Here is a 22,247-nt window from a genome sequence, read left to right on the forward strand (position 1 = left end):
TCTCTACCACCTCATAGATTTAGATAATCCATAATTTCTTGAGCTGTTTCCTCGACAGCCTTGTTGGTTACATCGAAGATCTTCGCCTTTAGCTCTTCCATTATTTTCTTTGCGTAACCGAGCTCTTCTTCTATTCGTTCCTGTCTGGCGTACATAGACACGCCGGGATCCAACCCAAGAACTTTCAACCTCTCTACTCTAATTCTCCTTAACTTTGCAGGATCGATGGTCAACCCTATTATTTTCTCCCCTTCAACCTCGTAGAGCTCGCCGGGGGGAGGGCTTTCGGGAACCAAGGGCATGTTGGCAACCATTAAGCCCTTATGGGCCAAATACATTGCTAAGGGCGTTTTCCCGCTTCTTGAAACCCCGACAAGGACTATATCTGCATCCTTTAGAAGCTCGGGGCTTTTGCCATCGTCGCATTTAATTGCAAACTCGATGGCCTTCACTCTTCTGAAATATTCTTCGTCCATCCTCCTCATTAGACCGGGAGTTTCCCTTGGTGGTGACCCTATCTTCTTTTCCAACGTCCCAAGAATGGGACCAAGGACGTCTATAAAATCTATATTGTGGATTTTCGCCTCCTTTGCCAGCATATTTCGCAACTGATGATCGACTAATGTGGCTATGATCAGGGCATTCTCCCCTTGAGCCCTCCTTATTATTTCCATAAGGCGATCCTGATTGTTCACATATCTAAAACGCACCATCTCGCTATCCTTGCCATTGAACTGACTCGTTGCTGCCTTAGCCACATGCTCAGCCGTCTCGCCGGTAAAATCAGACACTATGAAAATTTTTACACTCATATTAGTCTCACCCGATTTATTCTCTTATAGTCCCGAGATCGCCGATCAAGCGGAATAAAGCGTCGCATTCCGCAAGCAAAGAAAGCCTGTTCATTTTGATAAAGGGGTCATCGGCCATCACCAGCACTTCCTCGAAAAACCTCGATATAATAGGTTCTAATTCCAAAAGCGAGCTAATGATCCTATCCCAGTCAAAGCTTTTCAAAGCATCCCGCAAAACCGGAGTTATAACGCTGATTTTATGATATAACTCCTTCTCGACCTCGCTTTGAAAATAACTTTCATCAATCTTGCCCTTGCCGGTGTCAAGACCGGAGGCCTTTGCCAAAATATTTCTTACCCTAACAGCAGCGGTAGCCAGACGTTGGAACCACTCCTCATTTCTTACCGATTCCAGCTTTTCGGCAAGCTTCAAGGCCTGCAAGGGTCTCTGCCCTATTACGGCAAGGGAAAGCGTTGCCACGTCGTGGGAAAAACCTTTTTCTCTCAACTGCACATATAGCCTTTGCTTTAAAAAATCCATAACCTTTTGCCCAATGTTCTCCTCGCATTTCAGTATAACGGAAGTTTTCTCGACAAGGCTTCCTAAGTCTACGTCCATTTCTAGGCCAATTATCAATTCGTTTAAACACCTAGCGGTCCTTCTCAAGGCATATGGATCTTGAGATCCTGTTGGAAGCAAGTCCATTTTGCCGCAAGATACAATGTTGTCGATCCTGTCGGCTATGCCGACGATCGCACCAATTACATCCTTTGGTAAGGCATCTCCCACGAAGGCAGGGAGGTATTGTTCGTGCAGGGCACTGGCCACTCTTTCGTGTTCACCGTTTGCTTTGGCATACTCCCTGCCGATCACACCCCTAAGTTCGGGGAATTCATAGACCATATTTGTCACCAAATCCGCCTTAGAAAGGAAAGCAGCTCTCTCCACCAAATCGGCCACTTCCTTACCACAGTCTAACTCCTTGCATAAATGAAGCGCTATATCCTTAACCCTAACGACCTTATCCAACAATGTACCAAGAGATTCATGGTAAACTATGTTTTGCAGTTCGTTAACCCTTGCTGCTAACGGCTTTTTCAGGTCCTCGTTATAGAAAAAGACAGCATCGGAAAGCCTTGCCCGGAGAACCCTTTCGTTTCCTTCCTTTACAACGTCCATGTCGGTAGCCATATTATTGCTCACTCCGATGAAGGCGGGTTGCAATTTCCCCGAGTCGTCTCTTAGAGGAAAATATTTTTGGTGATGAATCATAACAGTAATAAGGACTTCCTCGGGAAGCGATAAAAATCTTTCTTCAAATGTTCCCATAAAGGGGAAGGGATACTCAACGAGGAATACGTTCTCATCTACCAAATCTGGAGGGAGCATAGCTTTGACATGGTTTTCCCTTTCTATGGCCCTTATCCCGGAGAGGATCTTCTCCTTCCTCTTAGCATGATCTACGATTACGTAATTATCGTAAAGCTTCTCAAGATACTCGTCGGCAGAGTTTATCTCGACGTTGCTCGAGCCTAAAAACCTGTGACCACGGCTTAAATTTTTGCCGACTAAATTGCCCAACTTAACAGGAACTGCCTCTTCTCCGTAAAGACACAAAAGCCAGCGGATGGGCCTTACAAATTTGAACCCCGGATCAATCCAATACATGTTTTTGGGAAATACCAACCTCCTGACCAATCTTTCAAGTAGCGAAGGTAAGATCGAAAGGGTTTCCCTGCCTTCCTGTCTTATAACTGCAAAAGCATAAAACTGGCCGTTAATCTCTTGCCTTTTTAGAGATTCAACGGGTACCCCTCTGCTTTTGGCAAAACCTATAGCTGCCCTTGTGGGGTTGTTGTAATCATCAAAGGCTTGACTCCACAGAGGACCTTTGATTTCTTCGATCAGGTCTTCCTGCTTCTCCGCAAGTCCTCTTAAGAGTAAAGCAATCCTCCGCGGAGTTCCGAAGCTTTCCATAACATCATAGCTCAAACGTTCCTTTTGAAACTCATCGTAAGCTATCTTCTTGATCTCCTCTAGTGCCCAGGGCATAAATCGGGCCGGAATTTCTTCTGTGCCAATCTCAAAGAGTAAATTTCTCGCATTCATCTCCCGATCCTCCCGACAAATTAAGAATTAACGCGCGCAAACTTCTTCACAAGCGGATAACCTGCAGCTTTACGTTGTTCGAGATACCCCTGGCAACATAAAGAAGCGATAGCCCTTACTCTACTGATAAAGCCGGTCCTCTGAGTGATGCTTATTGCGTTTCTTGCATCCAACAGATTAAATGTATGAGAGCATTTTAAAACGTAGTCGTAAGCCGGAAGTACCAATCCTTTTTCTATTAGACGTTTCGCTTCGGCTTCATACATATTGAACAACTTAAAAAGCATATCTACATCGGCTTCGTCGAAGTTGTATATTGAATGCTCGACTTCCCCTCTATGATGTATGTCTCCATAGGTAATTTCATCAACCCAGCGTAAATCGAACAAGCTGTCGACTTTTTGAACAAACATGGCTATACGCTCAATTCCGTAAGTGATCTCAGCTGGAACGATGTCCATATCTATTCCGCCAACTTGCTGAAAATATGTAAATTGCGTGATCTCCATACCATCAAGCCAAACTTCCCAACCCAATCCCCATGCTCCAATGGTGGGGGATTCCCAGTCATCCTCGACAAATCTAATATCGTGTTCCGCGGGGTCGATACCAAGCGCCTCCAAGCTCTGGAGATATATCTCCTGTATGTCTTCAGGGGCAGGTTGAATTATTACTTGATACTGGTAATAGTGCTGCAACCTGTTGGGGTTTTCGCCATAACGACCATCAGTAGGCCTTCTGCAGGGTTCCACGTAGGCAACCCTCCAAGGCTCGGGACCCAAAACTCTCAAAGTAGTTGCGGGGTTCATCGTGCCGGCCCCAACTTCAATATCGTAGGGTTGCTGAATAACGCAACCTTGTGAAGCCCAAAATCGCTCCAATCTAAAGATGACCTCTTGGAGGTTCACATCAGATTCCTCCCATCCCTATTAAAAATTGAAAGTTCTAAGGATAACCTTATGCCAAACTCAACCTCAATATATCCCTGAGCTTTCTATTATAAACCACGTAATTGGCCCTTGGCTTTACCTGTTGAATCCATCTGACCAGACTTTCGCGAGGAAGGGCGAAGGCAAAAACTATTTCACGCAACTCCTCTTTGGGAATGATCAACTCGTCCTTATTAGAGCGACATTCCTCACAGAAAACGACATCTCCGTCCCAATAGGCGGTCGTGACTTCTTTCCCACAAGAAGCGCACCTGATGAGCTCCGGTGCCAATCCCCATTTTTTCATCCATCTGTAAAGGAAGCGCCATTCTATCATACTCCCGTCAATATTCCCTTCCAAGAGACAGAGAGAATCGTAAAAAATAGCCATTACTTCATTGCAAGGTTGTAGTGGCAGCAAGTACTTTGTCAGAAGATTGGCCCAAATCATGGCCTTCTCCAGCTTGTCGGGATTTGACCTGATCTTCCAATGATCTTCCTTGACCTCTATGTCCCGCAAATAAAGCTGTTTAGGGCTTTTGTAACAACCGAAATGACCCCAAATCAAAGGTTCTGTAGCTCCGCCAAAACGTCTCCTACCCCGAGCAGCTCCTGGAGCTAAGATCCACTGGGGACCAAAATCTCTAAAAAGGTTGTATAACCTAATGTCCCCTTCGTTCGTCTCATATCTTTTCAGGACGACCCCCGTCAACTTATAGAAACCCTGTCTCATGATTGCCAATTAAATTATGCTCACTCGATAAAATTTAAGCTTCTCTATCTTCTGGGTTTTCATCCTTCTCCGACTCCTTGGAGGGGATATGAACTTTACTGAACCTGAGCCTTTTAACCCTATGTTGGTCGACCTCCATAACCTCGATGTTCCATTCTCCGTAAATAAAGGACTCCCTTGGGACAGGAAACCTTCCGAAGTGACTTAACACAAATCCGGCCACGCTATCGGCGTCTTCGCACTCGAAGGGGTAGTCCAGATATTCGCTCAGATCCTCCAAATTCACCAATCCATCCACAACATATACGCCCTCGGATTCTTTATAAATGAGAGGAACCTCGGTATCATATTCGTCCTGTATCTCACCTACAATTTCTTCCAACAAGTCCTCCATGGTTATCAGCCCGGCAGTGCCGCCGTACTCGTCAACCAGTATGGCCATATGAACTCTCCTGCTCCTCATGATGTCGAAGAGATCGCTAATCTTGATACTCTCGGGAACGAAGAGGGCTTCTCTAATATAATTGATCACGGCATCGTCATAGTTTCCGTTATATAAGGGCATGATGATATCCTTTACATACAGTATGCCCTTTATATGATCGATATCTCCTTCGTATACGGGAACTCTGGAATGTCCGTACTGGCGAAAGGTCTCGATAGACCCTCCTACCGTAGTCATATCGGGTATGGCAACCATGTCCATCCTGGGGACCATGACTTGATATGCCCTCGTATCCTCAAAGGAGATGATGCCCTTTATCATTCTCCTTTCATCGTCCTCAATAGCCCCCGATTCCTCGCCTATCTTGAGCATTTCTTCAATGTCTTCTCTGGTTATGAACGCTCGTTGCAAAGAGAGATCGAGATGAATCATCTTCCCAAGAATTTTCATTATAAGTGTTACGAGCCAGACTAAGGGGGAAAGTATCAACCAAACAAACCTCAAAAAGGGCAGGAAAAAAACGACAGCCTTTTCCGCATGGGTAATGGCTAGAGTCTTTGGCAATATTTCGCCGAATATCAGAATAATAAAGGTCATTAGAAGAATAGCGATGGGCAAGCCCTTATCGCCGAAAAAATATACGGCAACCGAGGTGGCAACAGCACTAGCCGCAATATTCACCAAATTGTTGCCTATCAGCGTAACCGTTAGAGCGCGATGAATATCTTCGATTAACCAAGATATTGCCTTGGCTCTTCCGGCAGGCCTCTTTTCCCTTATGGCAAGCAGCTTACCTCTGCCTGTCGCGGTAATCGACGTCTCCGAAGCCGAAAAAATTGCCGACAGCACTAAACAAAAGACCAACAAATAGATACTACTAGGCAGGTCGGTATCCACCTTAAATATCGCCCTCCCTATTTGTTATTAAATATTCCTCTTGTTTTTTCCACATTATAGCCTCTTCTTCCGGCGTAGCATGATCATACCCCAACAGATGTAGCAACCCGTGCACATAGATCAACTTAAGTTCTTCCTCGGGGTTTTTCCCCAAAACACGGGCATTTTCCGCAACTACATGGGGACATATTACGATATCCCCCAAGGACACCTCGCCTGCAATTTCTTCCGGCATGCAAAAGGTTCCCTCTTCTTCCCACAAAGGAAAGGACAGGACATCCGTCGGTTCGTCTATACCTCGATGCCTTTTGTTCAATTCCTGCATTCTTTCCGGCCCAAGAAGAGTCAAAGATATCTCAATTGATACATGAGGGTCAAGGCGTGAGGTCCTCAGTTCTCGGCTTACAACCTTATCAGATAGTCCTTTGAATTCTTCTAGCATTTTATCGGTAATTTCAAAGTCGCGCAATTCTTCATCGTTGACGTCTAAATTGATGTTCAACCCTGCCCCTCCTTCACTATTTTCTTTCTTTAATTTGTCTAGTATGATACATTGACATCAACGTCTTGACAAAAGCCTGCTGTATGTCGTTAAGATCTCTCATCGTCAAGTTCACCTCGTCAAGCTGCCCTTCCTTTTTTTTGACCTCTATTACCTGTCGTATAGCATCGTTCAAAGCAGGAACGTTCAGAACCGAGGAACCCAAAGCACGGACTGCCGCTTCAGTCGAGTCTGCCAGCATAAGCAAGGCAGTTTCCTTCGAGCGTGGTTTGGGGCCTGGATAACAGTACTGATCTCTTTCAACATATTCCTCTCTCTCCTTTGCCCTATTATAAAAATAGGACAAACAGGTCGTACCGTGATGTTCGGTGATAAAGTCTATCATTGCGCTGGGCAACCCATACTCCTTGGCCAGATTAACCCCATCTTGAACATGAGAGAGTATAACCAAGGCAGAAATAGAGGGAGACAATGTGTCGTGGACATTTTCTCCCTCTATTTGATTTTCTATGAAGTACTGAGGTCTTTTAAGCTTCCCTATATCGTGATAGTATGCCCCCCCTCTGACCAAGAGAGCGTTTGCCCCTATCCTCTCTGCTGCAGCTTCGGCCAATGTACTCACCGTCATGACATGATGATACGTACCCGGAGCCTCAATTTGCAACCTTTTGAGCAAGGGGTTGCTGGGATGGGTCAATTCCATCAACCTAATGGGAGATACGACATCAAATATGCCTTCGAAAAGGGGCAACAACAATAGGAAGGCTCCGCTCAAAAGAAAAATCGCTATCAGTATAATCAAGGTTTCTTTAGCCGTGGGGACATTGTAGAAGACTCCCATGAACACAAACCATAAGGCCATGGCTCCAAGGCCAACCATGAGAATCCTTAAAAGGGCCTTTCCCCGCGTTGTCGGCTTATCTTTGAACAAGGCATGGGCTAACACGGTGATCAGCACTACGGGTAACATGGCATATAAGTAAGTAAAACTGTTAGAGGAACTCACCATTACGCCCAGTAATCCACCGCTTAAACCCAGATACATCGCACTTATAAAGGGCATTGTCATGTAGCTTAACCCCACAATAGGCAAAATGCCAAGCCCGCTGCAAAAGTGATTTACTCTTGCCATACCAAACTGCAATATCCAAGCGAAAAGCAGCAGGGAGACGAAATAAGTCATCTTTCTGGCCGAGGTCTCCCTCCATTCCCGAAGGTCCGTATACCTGTGCAAGAAAGTCCAAAGAAAGACGATAAAAAGCGACAGAAGAAGCTGCATCCAGGGAAAACGCTCCTCCAAATACCCTTGAGATTTTAGGATCTCGGCAATTTCTGGAGTTATGACATCTCCTTTTCTGACTAACAACGCTCCGGGTTGAAGCAACCTCTCTATCGGATCGATGCCTGACCGATAAAACTCCCGAACCAGAGAAGTCGCCTCTGCGTCTACTTTCACCGCCAGATCAAGGAGATAGCTAAGTATTTGATAGACTATGTTCTGATCTGCTATGGATAAATCGGTATCCGATAAATACCTCCAAAGATCTAGCTTGAGATCATTACCGTCAATGATATCGCCATTAAAGACGATGAGACGAAGCCCCAGATCGCGGGTAATGCCCAAGATCCCCTCTCGTTTCTGAGCAGGCATAGTGTTCAATATATCTGCCAGCCCCTTCGGAAAATAAAGCCATGTAGAGGACTTGTTTATCTCTTCAAGTACGGTCTTTACAATGGGAAGCAGAGAGACGTCATGGACGACTACCCCAAGAACCCTTGAAGCCTGGCCTTCCCTTAACTGCTCGGTGACAGCTTCGTCCACATAAACGACATCAGATAGGACATAATAATCCCTTGCGGATGGAGAGCCTACCTTGAAGCCCTTGCTGGCCACATCCAGCTTCCATCCCCAAAAGAGCAATATCCCCGCAATAGTAATTACGATTAGGCGTAAAAACCATTCTAAACGTAACGAATCTCGAGTTAGCGCAACAGCTACCTTTTTAGGATAACTGTTGATTGTTCCCCCTTTTCTTCTCGTAAACTTCATATGCCTCAACTATCCTTTGCACCATATCGTGACGTACGACATCGTAATTTGTAAGCCAAACGAACTCTATCCCGGCAACTTTCTCCAAGACATTTTGCACCACTTTGAGACCCGACTCTTTCCCGGGAGGTAAGTCGATTTGCGTTATATCTCCAGTTACTACGACCTTCGAGCCAAAGCCCATTCTCGTGAGAAACATTTTCATCTGCTCCGGTGTAGTATTTTGCGCTTCATCCAAAATTATAAAGCTGTCATTTAGAGTTCTACCGCGCATGTACGCCAATGGTGCCAATTCTATCACATTTTTTTCCAGATATTTCATAAATCGCTCTGGAGAGAGCAAGTCGAAAAAGGCATCGTAAAGCGGACGCAAATAGGGCTCGACCTTTTCTTTTACGTCTCCCGGCAAGAAACCCAGCCTTTCTCCCGCTTCCACCACAGGCCGCACCAAGACTATCCTGCTTATGGCAGAGGCTTTAAGGGCAGCTACCGCCATAGCTACCGCAAGATATGTTTTGCCAGTACCAGCGGGACCTATAACGAAAACTACATCGTTACGCTTGATCGCTTCTATGTATTTTTTTTGCCCAGCTGTGCGGGGTCTCACTGGTTTTCCTCGCGAAGTTAAATATATTATCTCCTCGTAAATGGAAAGGAGGTCGATCTTACCTCCTTGGGTCATGACATTCATTCCATACTTGACCTCAGCAGGAGTAAGCCTGTAACCCTTTTCGGCGACCTCCACCAGCTGTTCGAGGAACTTTACGACCTGCTTGACGACTTCGATATCCGGACCGTGAACTTGAATTTCGTCTCCCCTCACCGTTATGCGAACAGGAAACCTCTCTTCCACGGCCCTGATGTTCTCGTCCCTTTGGCCCAAAATTTTCTCTAGAACCCTTTCGTCTGCCACCACGAGGATTTCGGGCCTGGATCCTTCACGATTGATAGCCTCATCTTTAGAACTCAAAGAACTCATCAACGATGATTGAATTCCCTCCCCATATCTTATTGAACGCTTTCTACGGACGCCACGATGTCCGGAAGGCGATCTTTCAAGACGTTCTCAACCTGAAATCTCAAAGTCTCTCTGGCAAAGGGGCATCCTCCACAAGCCCCCGTGAGCCGTACCATGACCTTCTTTTCGGTTTCATTGTAGCCTACGAATTCTATGTCCCCTCCGTGAGACACCAGAGCCGGTCTAATATCTTTCTCTAAAACATCTGTTATGTTCTTTTGCACTTGAGTCATGATCGATATTTCCTCCTTCTTACGCATCAAATATAACCCTATACAGGGTAGGCTACTCCTTCGACAACTTCCTCAAACCCTACATCCCTTTTTAAGGTCCTGGCGAATTTTCTAATCAGAAAATCCTTGGCCACGTTTGGAAATAAGGCATAACTCAAAACGTCTTCCGGTTGCAGTATCCATGGTTCTACGGCCTTGCGGGCTTCCTCCAAACCGGGCGGCAAAATCTCGCCAGGTCTGCATGTTATGGGCTTTTCTTCGCCAATGACCTTCTTCGCCACTTCAGGGTCAACCGGTGCAGGGGGCTTGCCATAGTAGCCCAGGAAGTACATTTTAACTTCATTTGGAACCATATGCCACCTTTTTCCTACCAACACGTTCAGCGTGGCTTGAGTTCCGACGATCTGGCTTGTAGGGGTAACCAGAGGAGGATATCCCATTTCCCGACGAACCTTTGGAACTTCCTTCAGAACTGAATCGAGTTTATCCAAAGCATTCTGTTCCTTAAGCTGGCTTACCAGGTTCGAATACATACCCCCGGGAATTTGGTAGATCAGGACATTGATGTCCACTCCGGTCAAGCCTACGATTAAGTCTTCGTTTTTCTTTCTTACCTCTTTGAAGTGATTGGCTATAGGCACGAGATCCTGAAGTTCTATTCCGGTATCGTAGATGGAATCCTTCAAAGAAGCCACAAGGGATTCGGTCGGAGGCTGGCTTGTGCCCATGGAAAAAGGCGAAATAGCACAATCGACTACGTCAGCCCCTGCCAAAATCGCAGCAAGATACGCCATGGATCCCATTCCGCTGGTGTAATGAGTATGGACTTGTACAGGCAGATCGCACTTTTCTTTTATGGCTTTCACCAGGCGATAAGCAGCAACTGGCGACAACAGCCCGGCCATGTCCTTTATACATATGGAATCCGCACCCATCGCTTTCATTTCTTTTGCAAGCTGTGCAAAGGACTCCAATGTATGGACCGGCGAAATAGTATAGCAAATAGAAAGCTGCAAATGAGCGCCCTCTTTCTTCACCTGATCTGCTGCAACTTCCATGTTTCTAAGGTCATTCAAGGCATCGAAAACTCTTATGATATCCAGCCCATTACCGACAGCCCTCTTCACAAATTCTCGCACCACATCGTCAGGATAGTGTTTATATCCCACTATATTTTGGCCACGCAACAACATTTGAAGTTTAGTTTTTTTAACTACCCGTCTGAGCGCCCTCAAGCGCTCCCAGGGGTCTTCGTTCAAGAAACGCATGGCCGCATCAAAAGTGGCCCCTCCCCACATTTCGAAGGAGTAATATCCAATCTCATCCATCTTGGCAGCCACGGACAGCATATCTTCCGTCCGCATCCTGGTTGCCATTAATGACTGATGGGCATCCCTTAAAACGGTCTCGGTAACTAATACCTTCTTTTTTTCGCCCTTTTGTCCCTTTATGGACTCCCCAAATATGTCAATGCCGCTCAGGTTAACATCACTATTATCCATCTAAAATTGGCCTCCCCTTGGTCCTTTGTGCTTTTTTCGCAGATTGCCAAAGCGTTTCCAGTTCGTCCAGCGAATATTCATCAAAACTTCCTCCCTTTCCCTCCACAGATTCCTCGATAAACCTAAACCTGGCGGAAAACTTTTCATTTGCCACTTGAAGGGCCTCTTCGGGATTCACTCCAATGTGTCTTGATAAATTAACCACGGCAAAGAGTAAATCTCCAATCTCTTCCTTCACCTCTCCCGCATCGCCCTCATCTAAAGCTTTTCGAAGCTCACAAATCTCTTCGTCTATTTTAGCCCAAATGGGATCCAAATTACCCTTCTCCCAGTCAAAACCCACCTTCGCAGCTCGCTCTTGGATGGCATAAGCTCTTAGAAGCGCTGGCATTGATCTGGGAATACCCGTAAGTCGAGAGGGCTCCTCTTTTTTTGACTCCCGCTCCTGCAATTTTATCATATCCCAATTCCGTCTCACCTCTTCGCTATCTCGAACCTTGAGATCTCCGAATACATGAGGGTGTCTTCGTTTTAATTTGTCGCAGAGCGATTCTATTATTGCATGAACGTCGAACCAGTCGTTTTCAGCAGCTATCTGAGCGATGAAAACAATCTGCAGGAGAAGATCGCCGCATTCCTCGCAGATGTTTTTTACGTCTCTAGAGTCGATGGCATCGATCAATTCGTAGCTTTCTTCGATGACGTACTCCTTCAACGTCTCAAGAGTCTGCTTTTTATCCCAAGGACAACCTCCCGGCGCCCGCAATTTTTTCATAATCTCGACAAGCTCCTCGAAACTTCCGCTTATATGGCGCTTCGGTCCCATTCTTCAACCGCCCCCTCGCCTCGTTTCAAGGCATCCATCATATATCGGACCAATTCCTTTATTCCCCTTGGCCCACCGGGGCCCTTGGCAACAGAGTCGGTGATTATCCAACCCGGCCTTCCTCCGACCAGTGCGGAAAGACCCTCTCTTGCGCCCTTCAAATATATCTCCTTCGCATCCGCCGCAATCTCACGAACCATAAGACCGGGCAATCCCGCTCTCAGTCTTGTTATATTCAACAGCAACTCAATTTCTTCAGGAAAAGATCCGAATCTATCGACAATTTCCCGATTAATTTCCTCAATATCTTCAAAATTCAAATCCCTGAGCAACCTTCTGTACAAAGCTAATCTCAAGCTTGCCTGGGGAATGTAGTGCTCTGGAATGCCTATGGGAATCTTTATATCCATAGAAAGAGCCTCGGTTCCTTCTCCCTTCAAATTCTTCATAGCATCTTCGATCAGTTTATAGTAGAGTTGGAAACCAACTTTTTCAACGTGCCCATGTTGTTCTATGCCCAAGAGGTTACCTCCGCCTCTAATTTCCAGATCCCTCAAGGCCAACATATATCCTCCGCCCAACTGATTGCATTCCGAAATGGCCTCAAGTCTCTGCATCGCCTCTTGTGTTAACACTTTATCACTAGGATACAACATATATGCAAAAGCTTGTCTGCTCCTTCTGCCTACCCTTCCGCGTAGCTGATGAAGTTGAGAAAGCCCAAACATGTGCGCATTATCCACAATAAGAGTGTTAGCCCTAGCTATATCGAGGCCGCTTTCGACAATAGTGGTGCAGACGAGGACGTTGATGTCTCCCCTTAAAAATTTAATCATCGTCCTTTCGAGAACGTTTTTGGGGAGCTGGCCATGAATAATTCCTACTTTTGCCTCGGGAACGAGCTTCTTTAAGCTCTGCGCCCTTTTCTCTATCCCTTTAATTCGATCATATACAAAAAATACTTGACCGCCTCGAGATATCTCTCTTACGATGGCTTCTCTCACAAGGCTATCCCTCCACGGCCCGACTACAGTTATAACGGGCTGTCTTTCCTTGGGAGGGGTGTTCAGAAGAGATATATCCCTAATCCCGGACAGTGCCATATAAACTGTTCTGGGTATCGGCGTAGCCGATATGGAAAGCACATCTACCTCGGCTCTCATCTTTTTTAAAAGTTCCTTTTGTTTCACCCCAAACCGGTGCTCCTCGTCTATAATGACCAGACCCAAATCTTTAAATTGAACATCCCTCTGCAATAATCGATGGGTACCTATCAGTATATCCACAAGTCCCTTTTTCGTATCCTCCAATATAAGGCGCTGTTTTGCCTGCCCTTCGAAGCGCGAAAGCTGTTCCACCCTGATCGGCATGTCACCTATTCTGGCAATGAAATTTTCGTAATGTTGTTCTGCAAGAAGAGTAGTGGGAACCAATACCGCAACCTGTTTTCCTCCCTCTACGGCCTTTATTGCAGCGCGTAATGCCACTTCCGTCTTGCCGAAACCGACATCTCCCACCAGGACTCTGTCCATGGGAACCGGCTTTTCCATATCCCTCTTGATCTCTTCAATCGCCTTCAACTGGTCAGAGGTCTCTTTATAGGGGAAGGTCTTTTCAAAATGACGCGACATATCTCCGTCTTTGGGAAAGGGAAATCCCTTTTTCAATTCCCTCAATGCATAGAGCGATAACAGATCCGCTGCAACCTTTTGAGCCTTTTCTTTCGCTTTTTGGAGGTTCTTTTTCCACGACTTCCTGTCAAGACGATCAAGCTGAGGTTCAACTCCGTATATTCCTTCGTAAGGGGCAATTTTGTACAGCTGATATATCGGCACCAATAGTCTTTTTTTATCGCCGTACTCTAAAATCAGATATTCCCTTTCGCCTTCTCCTGTATCCGTAGAGGTAACTCCTTTGAAAATGGCTATCCCGTAATCCTCGTGTACCACGTACTGGCCGACCTCTAAAGTTTCCTCCCAATCCGACGGAGGGCGATAGGAGAAATCCAAAACATTTGACCTGTCGATCCCCATAATCGAAGATTGGGACAGTGCGACCATTTTGCCCTTTATATCCAGAAAACCACTGCTAATGGGCCTAGGTATGAATTCGATATCCCGACTCCGCGCCCAATCGGCCAGATGTTCCATATCAGCGTAGAGGCTAACTCTGTAACCCTCTTCTTTCCACTTGAGCAGATAAGCATTGGCCTCTTCTAATTTTCCTTTAAAATAAGGCTCGTTCAATATATCGAACCTATATGCTGCACCTTCCGGCGATGAATCGATTCTTATCTTGGGCAACCTTCCGAGGATTTTATAAATCTCTCTCCAGCTCTGTATGGAAGGCAAAGACTTATTATCGTCGCATAACTTATCCCAAAGCCAACTATATATGTCTCCCTGCGACTCGAGCTCCTTTGGGTCGAAAAGTATTACGCGGCAACCCTCAGGGATCGTCTCGAAAGGAAAGGACAATTTGCTGCCGTAAATTCTATGAATTTCTATCTCATCATGATGGGCGATGCTTTTTTGAGTCTCGCCGTCAAAAGCTCTGATGCTCTCCACTTCGTCGTCAAAGAATTCCACCCTGATGGGATATCTGTAAAGCGGGTCAAAGAGGTCCAATAAATTTCCTCTAAGGGCAAAATGGCCAGGCGCCCACACCAGATCGACCTGTTCATAGCCGCTGTTTTGAAGCCATCTGGAGAGATTATCTCTGCCGATGGCTTCTCCAACAGCTATGTTGAAGCTGTCGTCGGCAAAAGAAAGGGGCGTCATAAGGGCCCCAGGTGTCGATATTAAAAGCTTATTGCCCTCGCCATGACGCCACTTTCTATAAAGCTCTCCTCTGCTAACCCACAATGCGGATTGCCCCACCTGATCTGCCGTCAAGGGCAACTCCGGCAAATAGACTATTTCCCTTTCTCCGAACAATGCCTTCCAGTCGAAATAAAAGTCCAGCGCCTGCGAATTGTCGGGGAATATAGCTATGCTTTTAAATTTACAATCTCTCAAAACCCAGGGCCTTGCGGCTCCCTTCGTTTGGAGACAAAGGGTGTCTCCCCTTATCCAATTTTCGAGGTCGACATCCCAAACCTTTTCAATGTATATCTGCAATTCATGCATCACGTCCTATAGGCTGCTGTTTACGTAGGATATGGCATGTTCTATATCCATTGTAACCCAGGCCAAAATTGCCTTTGCTGCTCTCTCTAGCACATCGGGCAAAGCCTTCATTTCCTCTTCGTCAAAGGGAGATAAGACGAAACCGATTAAATCCTCTATGGGTTCCTCTCCCCCCGTCCCTATTCTAAGCCTAGGTATTTCCAATGTACCAAGCGCGCCTATAACGGAAGCCATTCCATTATGACCGCCTGCACTGCCCTTGGCGCGCAGCCTTAATTTGCCAAAGGGCAAATATATATCATCATAAACTATCAATATATTATTATTATCTATATTTAACTCTCTTTTGGCCTGAACTACAGAACGGCCACTTAGGTTCATAAAGGTGAGCGGCTTTAACAGGTAGACCCTTTCTCCCTCTACCTCGAAGGGTCCCCACATCATGCCATTACACCGATACTCGAAGCTGGCAAATTTATTTAATTTTTCCAACAAGGCATCCACGGCCAGCCATCCAACGTTGTGCCTTGTCATGCCATATTTTGCTCCAGGATTGCCAAGGCCGACGCAGAGTCGTACGCCCACTCTAAAATTATTCCTCCTCTTCTTCTGCGGTGGACCTTTTGCCTATTACTTCGACTTCCCTTTCAACTTCCTCAGCTGCTTCTACTTCTTCTTCGACTGCTTCAACGATTTGAACGACAGTGTCGTCAAGATCGACCGATACTAAAGCGCTTTCCGGCAAGTTGATATCGGATATTCGAAGGCTGTCTCCTATATCGAGTCCAGCTATGTCTACATGTATCTCATCGGGCATTTCCGTAGGAAGAACTTCCATCTCTAATTCGTGAAGAGATTGAATCAAAACTCCACCCTTCTTGACGCCCAGACAGGATTCCTTGTTTATAAGGACTATGGGAACAGCTACCAATACTCTGTGTCCTTTTACAAGTTGATAGAAGTCGATGTGAAGGACCTGCCTGCTTATAGGATCCCTTTGGTAGTCCCTTATCATCGCCATCTCTTTCTTGCCGTCGGGGAAAATTACGTTAAACATCAAGGTCTTCCAATGGGAAGATTGTATGTGTGGCAAAATCTCATCGACGGACACCTTGACCGGAACTGCTTCTTTATAATCCGGACCATAAAAGACTGCAGGCAAATACCCTTCATTTCGTAACTGTTTTGATTTGTTCTTTCCCAGATTTTCCCTATATTCCAACCTTATATCAATGTTTTCAACCGCCATATCGAATTCCTCCCTCGAAACAGAACTAAAATTATGATGTTAAATGCCCTAAGCGAAAGCAACCCTATGTAAAACGAAACGCAACGATTACCAATATTTCCCGTATTTTAAAACATTATAGCCTATCGAAAGAGTATGCTCACCGAATCATTTGAATGTATCCTACTTATAGCTTCAGCAAAAAGTGGAGCAATGGACAACACAGTGATTTTATCCAATGTCTTTTCTTTGGACAACGGGATAGTATCGGTTAAAACCACTTCTTCTATTGGCGAATCCTTGAGCCTCTCTATGGCCGGGCCGGACAAAACGGCATGGGTTGCAGCCGCATAGACCTTTTTTGCCCCCCTTTTCATCAATGCCTCGGCTGCTTTTACAATAGTGCCGCCGGTGTCTATCATATCGTCCACCAAGATGGCCACTTTGCCGTCGACGTGTCCTATTATCTCCATTACTTCACAATGATTAGCTATGTCATAGGATCTCCTCTTGTCAACAATGGCAAGATCAGTATGCAAGGGCTCTGTGAAACGCCGCGCTCTTACCACTCCGCCTATGTCGGGAGATACGACAACCACTTTCCCCGCCTCTATTCCATCCTTCAGCTTCTCTTGGAAATAGGACGCCAGCAACGGAACGGCCGTGAGATGATCTACGGGAATGTCGAAAAAGCCCTGAATTTGTCCGGCATGAAGATCTGCCGATACTACCCTGTCGGCTCCGGCTTTCTCCAGCAAATTCGCTATCAACTTTGCTGTGATCGGCTCCCTGCCTCGTGTCTTTCTATCTTGTCTTGCATAACCAAAGTAAGGAACCACTACGTTGATCTGATAAGCAGATGCCCTTCTCAAGGCATCCAAAAATATCAACAACTCCATCAAGTTTTCGTTCGAGGGGTAGCATGTCGATTGTATAACATACACATCGGCGCCTCGAACGCTTTCCTCTATAGATATGCCTATTTCGCCGTCGGAAAACCTATAAATCTTGGAAGCCGCCAAAGATATATGGAGGTTTTCGCACACCTTCCTGGCAAATTCCGGATGAGATTGCCCCGCAAAAATTTTGAGCTCCCTATCCTTAAAGACCATAAAGACCGACCCCCACCTTTATTATTAGTAGTTGATGCCTTATTTTTTCCGTTTCCACCCCAATATGTTCCGCTGCCGCGCTCTTGCCAAGGCTAAGGCTCCTTTGGGGACATTATCGGTAATTACGGAACCGGCTCCTGTAGTGACATCGTCATCGAGCTCGACTGGTGCGACCAACATCGTATCACTGCCGACGAAACAGCGATCGCCTATTTTCGTCGGATGTTTTCTAATTCCGTCGTAATTACATGTTATAGTGCCGGCACCGATGTTGGTGTCCTCTCCAATAATAGCATCTCCTATGTACGATAAATGAGGAACTTTGCTCCTCGCCCCTATTTTCGACTTCTTTATTTCGACGAATTTCCCTGCAAAGGCTTGTGCCATTAACTCCGCTCCGTCCCTTAAATAGGCAAAGGGACCTACGACGGCTTCATGTCCGATCGAAGAATTTTCAATTATCACGTGGGAGTTTATGTGAACCTGACTTTCAAGCCTGCAATCCCTTATTATCGAGAAACTGCCTATGTTGCAACGATCTCCAACGACGGTCCTGCCATATATCTGGACATTTGGAGAAATAAAAGCTTCTCCTTCAAATATTACGTTAGGACCAATCCAAACAGTTGAGGGATCAACGCATTTGACACCACTTTCCATCCACCGAGCAAGTATCAATTCCCTTAGCAAAGCGGTTGTTCGTGCCAATTGAAAGGGATCGTTGACTCCCAAAAACTCTTCTTCTCTCTCTCCGAGCACCACCTCAACACGTTCCCCAGCACTCTGAAAGATTTCCACCAGATCAGTTAAATAGTACTCTCCCTGTGCATTTTTACATTCCAAACTTTTAATATGACGTTTAAGGGCATCTGTTGAAAAGGCATAGACGCCGCTGTTGACCTCAGAGATCTTCAATTCTTCTTCGGTGGCATCCTTTTCTTCGACGATTCGAACAACGCCGCCGACTCTGACGACCCTACCGTATCCAACCGCATTGGACGCCTGAAAACTGATAAAGCTCAACGCCGAACCTTTCTCCACATGCCGTCTCATCAACAAGTCGATGGTATCACTGGTAATAAGGGGAACATCGCCAGGCAGGACCAATAAATAGTCGTAATTTTCCCAGAAAGAAGAACTGACCTTAACCGCATCTCCTGTACCTTTTTGCTGCTTTTGCTCGATCGTAGCGACATGGGGCCAATCTCTTTTGAGATAAGCTATTACTTCGTCTTTTCCATATCCTACTACTACTGCAGTAGCAACTTGCTGACACCCCTTTAAAGCATTTAGAGGATATAAAAGCATGGGCTCGTTTAAAATGGGTTGCATCACTTTCGCGGTAACGCTTTTCATTCTTGTGCCCTTGCCTGCGGCAAGAATTAAAGCTCCCCATGTAAAATTCATATCTTCCGGCCTCCCAATGCAACAAAGTGGGGGGAGTCCTTCTCCCCCCATTTATATACCATATTTATGGCTGGGGTGGCAGGATTCGAACCTGCGAATGGCGGATCCAAAGTCCGCTGCCTTGCCGGCTTGGCTACACCCCATCGTAAAGCAAAATGAATTATACATGAAACGTTGCCTCCTTGTCCAGATCAATCGGGCAAAGGAAATCCTATTTTTTAAACTATTTGAACGGTCCCTCTTGAAAATTTACCTTTAAATAGTTATAAATTAAATTACAGATTGGAGGGGTATCAAAACATGTGGAATGTCGATGAAATTTTGGATAAGTTAAAATCAAAGGGGTATAAATTGACCGGTCAGAGAAAGGCAATCGTGGAAAGGTTGTGCGGGCGTGAGGATCATCCAACGGCAGAACAGCTTTACAAAGAACTTAAAAAAGATTATCCGACCATATCTTTTGCTACCATATACAGTACCGTGCAGCTCTTGGAAGAAATGGGCTACCTGCAAACACTTACCGTCGACGAGAAAAAAACCCATTTCGACCCAACGTGGGCGGCTCACGCTCACTTCTTCTGCCAAAAATGCGGCCGACTCGAAGACATCGAGATGAATCAGGAGGAAGTGGAAAGACTTAAAAATTTGAGCAAATACAGAACCCAAAGCTTACAGGTCTATCTATATGGATTATGTCCAGAATGCGATAACAGGTAATCTTAAAATTTTGTGCTTCCTAATAATTGCGTTGGTAGTTTTGTCTTCGGTCTTGGGCATATTGAACCAACGCAGAGAATCCTCTTTACTCAAAGGCCTCTTTTGGTCGAGTTTTGTCATGATAATGGTATTAAGCTTCTTGGTATTGCTGGCTATTTCACCATTTTATATAGCTATAGCGCCTCTGATACCTTTAGCGATGTATATCTATATACTGACTAAACGATCGGGCCGCTCGGGTTAACACTCCACCTAACAGAGGGCTTCTTGCTCTTACCACGATCATTTAACAAGAAGCCCGTTACGGTTACAATCCACATTTATTTAATGATATTTTCATCTCTTAATATTTCCAAGGCAACGTCTTTCAGTTCGGGATCTTGAAGTCCCCTTCTTATGGTCGATCTGAACCAGGAAACCTTGGTCCCGCAATCGAGACGCTCTCCTTCGTAAACAACCCCCCATATTGGCTCTTCCTGTGCTAGGCTTTTCAGGGCATCGGTGAGTTGATATTCGCCGCCTTCGCCCATACTTATATTCCTTATATGAGAAAAAATAGAGGGAGACAGGACATACCTTCCCATTATGGCAAAATCGCTGGGCGCCTTTTCTTTCTTTGGCTTTTCAACCAAATCATTTATCCGATAAACGTTGTCCGAATAGGGGGTAGCATCTACTATACCATACCTTTCCGTTTCTTCGTGAGGCACTCTTTCAAGTGCAATCACCGAACCTCCCAATTTCTCCCGCACATCGATGAGCTGTTTAAGGACCGGTTTATCGGAGATCATGACATCGTCAGTCAAAATAACTCCGAAAGGTTCATTGCAAAAGGGTTCGGCACAGAGTATAGCATGTCCCAATCCGAGAGGTTCAGGCTGTCTTACATAGGCAAAGTCCGCAAGGGCGCTTATAGACGTGACTAAACGGTACAAATCTTCCTTGTTACGCTCCTTCAAAAGTTGTTCCAATTCGTAGGATCTGTCAAAATAATCCTCTAGTGCCCTCTTGCCTCTTCCGGTTATAAATATAATTTGACTACATCCCGATGCTACGGCCTCATCTACACCGTAATGAATAATGGGTCTATCGATTAAAGGCAACATTTCTTTTGGTATTTCCTTGGTAACGGGCAAAAAACGAGTTCCTAGACCGGCCACGGGAAAGATGCACTTTCGAACGCCAGACATCGATATACCTCCTTTATACTAAAGTAAAATGTCAAATAACCTTATCAAGCTCTTTATCTATCTTGTGAATTTGCGAAACCAGCTCTTTAGCTAAAGAGTCTAAATCGAGACCCTTCGCCTCCAATAAAATTCGCACCATGGGCTCAGTCCCGGAAGGCCTGACAAATACCCTTCCACGAGCTTCTATTTTTCTTTCGCACTCTCTGAGAAGTTCCAAAAAAGCCGGATGGGATAATATTTTGTCTTTACTACTCACCCTGACGTTTTGTAAAAGCTGAGGGTATGGAGAAAATTCATCGTTCAACTCGCTGATGGAAAGTCCGAGTTCATCGCAGGCTCGAAGGAACATCAAGGAGGTGCACAACCCATCGCCCGTTTGGACATAATCTTTAATAATTATATGACCCGATTGCTCCCCTCCGAGCAAAGAATTGGTCTTTTGCATAGTTTCGTAGACGTAGCGGTCGCCTACGGGACATCGAAATAGAGGAATGCCCTCTTTGTTTAAATGCTCTTCCAATGCCATGTTGCTCATCACTGTAGCAACCACACCGCTACCCAACGCACCTTTTTTCTTAAGCCACCTGGCCAGCACCCATAGAATCAAATCGCCGTTTATCAGGCGACCTTTTTCGTCGACGAACAAGACCCTGTCGCCATCACCGTCGAAGGCAACTCCAAAATCAGCCCCCTCTTTCAAAACAGCCTCTTGGCATGTCTCGATAAACATCACGCCGACGCCCTCGTTGATGTTTAGACCATCCGGTTTATCGCCCAAAAAAACTGCTTTTTTTGGCTTTAGAGCTTCAAATACATCTTTTGCCGATTTTATAATTGCTCCATTCGCACAATCGATCACCATTTTGTATTCGGACAGAGAAAAACTGTCGACCTTTGCCAACATGTATTGTACGTAATCGCCTATAGAGTCCTTGGCCTCAATGGAGAGGCCAATCGATGCCCCCGTTGGCCTCCACTCGTCCAACATGGAATCCCCAAGGTACTCTTCTATGGCCGCTTCGTCGTCATCGCTCAGCTTTACGCCCCTTTTATCGAAGAATTTAACCCCGTTGTACTCGGCAGGATTATGCGAAGCGCTGATGACAGCACCGCCCGCCAACTCGTATTTCCTAACTGCAAAACTGACCCCGGCGGTGGGGATAACGCCTAAAAGCAGCACATCAGCGCCTGCAGACATAAACCCTGCCTCCAGTGCGGATTGCAGCATTTGGCATGATAATCTGGTATCGGTTCCTATGGCAATTGTGGGTTTGGGTATCCCCCTTTCGGCCAAAAATAGGGCATAGGCTCTGGCCAAACGCAGCACCATTTCGGGGATCATGACCCCCTTATTCGCCACGTCTCTTACTCCATCTGTTCCGAATAAGCATCGTATTTTCTTGCCCATTGGACGTTCACTCCCATA

At 45.7% G+C, this 22,247-nt stretch carries 19 protein-coding genes and 1 tRNA gene; 1 reads left to right on the plus strand and 19 read right to left on the minus strand.

What is annotated here, in order from left to right; translation table 11 throughout:
* Positions 1 to 11: 11 nt before the first annotated feature.
* The 17 genes from B3N34_RS02550 to B3N34_RS02630 form a co-directional block, all read right to left on the minus strand.
* Positions 12 to 812: a pyruvate, water dikinase regulatory protein gene (locus B3N34_RS02550; protein ID WP_286974685.1), complete on the minus strand. Its 801-nt coding sequence runs from the start codon at positions 810 to 812 to the stop codon at positions 12 to 14.
* Positions 813 to 828: 16 nt separating this feature from the next.
* A complete protein-coding gene (gene glyS, locus B3N34_RS02555; RefSeq protein WP_286974686.1) occupies positions 829 to 2,904 on the minus strand; it encodes a glycine--tRNA ligase subunit beta in 2,076 nt (691 codons plus the stop codon).
* Positions 2,905 to 2,924: 20 nt separating this feature from the next.
* Positions 2,925 to 3,812 carry a glycine--tRNA ligase subunit alpha gene (gene glyQ, locus B3N34_RS02560; protein WP_286974688.1) on the minus strand — a complete coding sequence of 296 codons (888 nt, stop codon included), beginning with the start codon at positions 3,810 to 3,812 and terminating at the stop codon, positions 2,925 to 2,927.
* A gap of 49 nt (positions 3,813 to 3,861) precedes the next feature.
* Positions 3,862 to 4,566 (minus strand): DNA repair protein RecO, encoded by a 705-nt coding sequence (gene recO / locus B3N34_RS02565; protein WP_286974750.1) that lies wholly within the window; start codon positions 4,564 to 4,566, stop codon positions 3,862 to 3,864.
* A 34-nt stretch (positions 4,567 to 4,600) separates the two neighbouring features.
* Positions 4,601 to 5,908, minus strand: coding sequence for a hemolysin family protein (locus B3N34_RS02570; RefSeq protein ID WP_286974690.1), 1,308 nt, complete (start codon positions 5,906 to 5,908; stop codon positions 4,601 to 4,603).
* A 1-nt stretch (position 5,909) separates the two neighbouring features.
* Positions 5,910 to 6,410 carry an rRNA maturation RNase YbeY gene (gene ybeY, locus B3N34_RS02575; RefSeq protein ID WP_286974691.1) on the minus strand — a complete coding sequence of 167 codons (501 nt, stop codon included), beginning with the start codon at positions 6,408 to 6,410 and terminating at the stop codon, positions 5,910 to 5,912.
* 16 nt (positions 6,411 to 6,426) lie between these two features.
* Entirely contained in the window at positions 6,427 to 8,460 is a 2,034-nt protein-coding gene (locus tag B3N34_RS02580; protein ID WP_286974694.1) for an HD family phosphohydrolase, read from the minus strand.
* Positions 8,414 to 9,439: a PhoH family protein gene (locus B3N34_RS02585; RefSeq protein ID WP_286974753.1), complete on the minus strand. Its 1,026-nt coding sequence runs from the start codon at positions 9,437 to 9,439 to the stop codon at positions 8,414 to 8,416. Before B3N34_RS02585 ends, B3N34_RS02580 begins: the two co-directional genes overlap by 47 nt.
* A gap of 29 nt (positions 9,440 to 9,468) precedes the next feature.
* Complete coding sequence (locus tag B3N34_RS02590) at positions 9,469 to 9,711, minus strand: NifU family protein (protein WP_286974698.1); 243 nt, start codon at positions 9,709 to 9,711, stop codon at positions 9,469 to 9,471.
* Positions 9,712 to 9,749: 38 nt separating this feature from the next.
* Positions 9,750 to 11,213: a pyruvate carboxylase subunit B gene (locus B3N34_RS02595; RefSeq protein ID WP_286974699.1), complete on the minus strand. Its 1,464-nt coding sequence runs from the start codon at positions 11,211 to 11,213 to the stop codon at positions 9,750 to 9,752.
* Complete coding sequence (gene mazG / locus B3N34_RS02600) at positions 11,206 to 12,039, minus strand: nucleoside triphosphate pyrophosphohydrolase (RefSeq protein WP_286974701.1); 834 nt, start codon at positions 12,037 to 12,039, stop codon at positions 11,206 to 11,208. The genes B3N34_RS02595 and mazG overlap by 8 nt, the downstream gene beginning before the upstream one ends.
* On the minus strand, positions 12,018 to 15,167 hold the full coding sequence (mfd, locus tag B3N34_RS02605; protein ID WP_286974704.1) for a transcription-repair coupling factor: 3,150 nt from the start codon (positions 15,165 to 15,167) through the stop codon (positions 12,018 to 12,020). Before mfd ends, mazG begins: the two co-directional genes overlap by 22 nt.
* A 6-nt stretch (positions 15,168 to 15,173) precedes the next feature.
* On the minus strand, positions 15,174 to 15,752 hold the full coding sequence (pth, locus tag B3N34_RS02610) for an aminoacyl-tRNA hydrolase (protein WP_286974705.1): 579 nt from the start codon (positions 15,750 to 15,752) through the stop codon (positions 15,174 to 15,176).
* A gap of 7 nt (positions 15,753 to 15,759) precedes the next feature.
* A complete protein-coding gene (locus B3N34_RS02615) occupies positions 15,760 to 16,416 on the minus strand; it encodes a 50S ribosomal protein L25 (RefSeq protein ID WP_286974706.1) in 657 nt (218 codons plus the stop codon).
* Between the two features lie 122 nt (positions 16,417 to 16,538).
* Positions 16,539 to 17,507, minus strand: coding sequence for a ribose-phosphate diphosphokinase (locus B3N34_RS02620; protein ID WP_286974707.1), 969 nt, complete (start codon positions 17,505 to 17,507; stop codon positions 16,539 to 16,541).
* A gap of 39 nt (positions 17,508 to 17,546) precedes the next feature.
* Entirely contained in the window at positions 17,547 to 18,914 is a 1,368-nt protein-coding gene (glmU, locus tag B3N34_RS02625; RefSeq protein ID WP_286974708.1) for a bifunctional UDP-N-acetylglucosamine diphosphorylase/glucosamine-1-phosphate N-acetyltransferase GlmU, read from the minus strand.
* A 67-nt stretch (positions 18,915 to 18,981) separates the two neighbouring features.
* Positions 18,982 to 19,057 (minus strand) — tRNA-Gln (locus tag B3N34_RS02630).
* Positions 19,058 to 19,214: 157 nt separating this feature from the next.
* On the opposite strand from B3N34_RS02630, the gene B3N34_RS02635 reads away from it, so the two are divergent.
* Positions 19,215 to 19,631 (plus strand): Fur family transcriptional regulator, encoded by a 417-nt coding sequence (locus B3N34_RS02635; RefSeq protein WP_286974709.1) that lies wholly within the window; start codon positions 19,215 to 19,217, stop codon positions 19,629 to 19,631.
* Between the two features lie 320 nt (positions 19,632 to 19,951).
* Here the strand turns inward: B3N34_RS02635 and galU are convergent, their stop codons facing one another.
* Both galU and glmM read right to left on the minus strand, forming a co-directional pair.
* Complete coding sequence (gene galU, locus B3N34_RS02640; protein WP_286974711.1) at positions 19,952 to 20,821, minus strand: UTP--glucose-1-phosphate uridylyltransferase GalU; 870 nt, start codon at positions 20,819 to 20,821, stop codon at positions 19,952 to 19,954.
* A gap of 31 nt (positions 20,822 to 20,852) precedes the next feature.
* A complete protein-coding gene (glmM, locus tag B3N34_RS02645; RefSeq protein WP_286974713.1) occupies positions 20,853 to 22,229 on the minus strand; it encodes a phosphoglucosamine mutase in 1,377 nt (458 codons plus the stop codon).
* Positions 22,230 to 22,247 lie beyond the last annotated feature (18 nt).

Source organism: Acetomicrobium sp. UBA5826 (genome assembly GCF_002433005.1).
In the GTDB taxonomy this organism is placed as follows: domain Bacteria; phylum Synergistota; class Synergistia; order Synergistales; family Acetomicrobiaceae; genus Acetomicrobium.

What these genes read in the sequence shown, in the direction of transcription:
- B3N34_RS02550 (WP_286974685.1), bottom strand. Translation starts at nt 812, where the DNA reads ATGAGTGTAAAAATTTTCATAGTGTCTGATTTTACCGGCGAGACGGCT.
- glyS (WP_286974686.1), bottom strand. Translation starts at nt 2,904, where the DNA reads ATGAATGCGAGAAATTTACTCTTTGAGATTGGCACAGAAGAAATTCCG.
- recO (WP_286974750.1), bottom strand. Translation starts at nt 4,566, where the DNA reads ATGAGACAGGGTTTCTATAAGTTGACGGGGGTCGTCCTGAAAAGATAT.
- B3N34_RS02580 (WP_286974694.1), bottom strand. Translation starts at nt 8,460, where the DNA reads ATGAAGTTTACGAGAAGAAAAGGGGGAACAATCAACAGTTATCCTAAA.
- B3N34_RS02585 (WP_286974753.1), bottom strand. Translation starts at nt 9,439, where the DNA reads ATGAGTTCTTTGAGTTCTAAAGATGAGGCTATCAATCGTGAAGGATCC.
- B3N34_RS02590 (WP_286974698.1), bottom strand. Translation starts at nt 9,711, where the DNA reads ATGACTCAAGTGCAAAAGAACATAACAGATGTTTTAGAGAAAGATATT.
- B3N34_RS02595 (WP_286974699.1), bottom strand. Translation starts at nt 11,213, where the DNA reads ATGGATAATAGTGATGTTAACCTGAGCGGCATTGACATATTTGGGGAG.
- mazG (WP_286974701.1), bottom strand. Translation starts at nt 12,039, where the DNA reads ATGGGACCGAAGCGCCATATAAGCGGAAGTTTCGAGGAGCTTGTCGAG.
- mfd (WP_286974704.1), bottom strand. Translation starts at nt 15,167, where the DNA reads ATGCATGAATTGCAGATATACATTGAAAAGGTTTGGGATGTCGACCTC.
- B3N34_RS02615 (WP_286974706.1), bottom strand. Translation starts at nt 16,416, where the DNA reads ATGGCGGTTGAAAACATTGATATAAGGTTGGAATATAGGGAAAATCTG.
- B3N34_RS02620 (WP_286974707.1), bottom strand. Translation starts at nt 17,507, where the DNA reads ATGGTCTTTAAGGATAGGGAGCTCAAAATTTTTGCGGGGCAATCTCAT.
- glmU (WP_286974708.1), bottom strand. Translation starts at nt 18,914, where the DNA reads ATGAATTTTACATGGGGAGCTTTAATTCTTGCCGCAGGCAAGGGCACA.
- B3N34_RS02635 (WP_286974709.1), top strand. Translation starts at nt 19,215, where the DNA reads ATGTGGAATGTCGATGAAATTTTGGATAAGTTAAAATCAAAGGGGTAT.
- galU (WP_286974711.1), bottom strand. Translation starts at nt 20,821, where the DNA reads ATGTCTGGCGTTCGAAAGTGCATCTTTCCCGTGGCCGGTCTAGGAACT.
- glmM (WP_286974713.1), bottom strand. Translation starts at nt 22,229, where the DNA reads ATGGGCAAGAAAATACGATGCTTATTCGGAACAGATGGAGTAAGAGAC.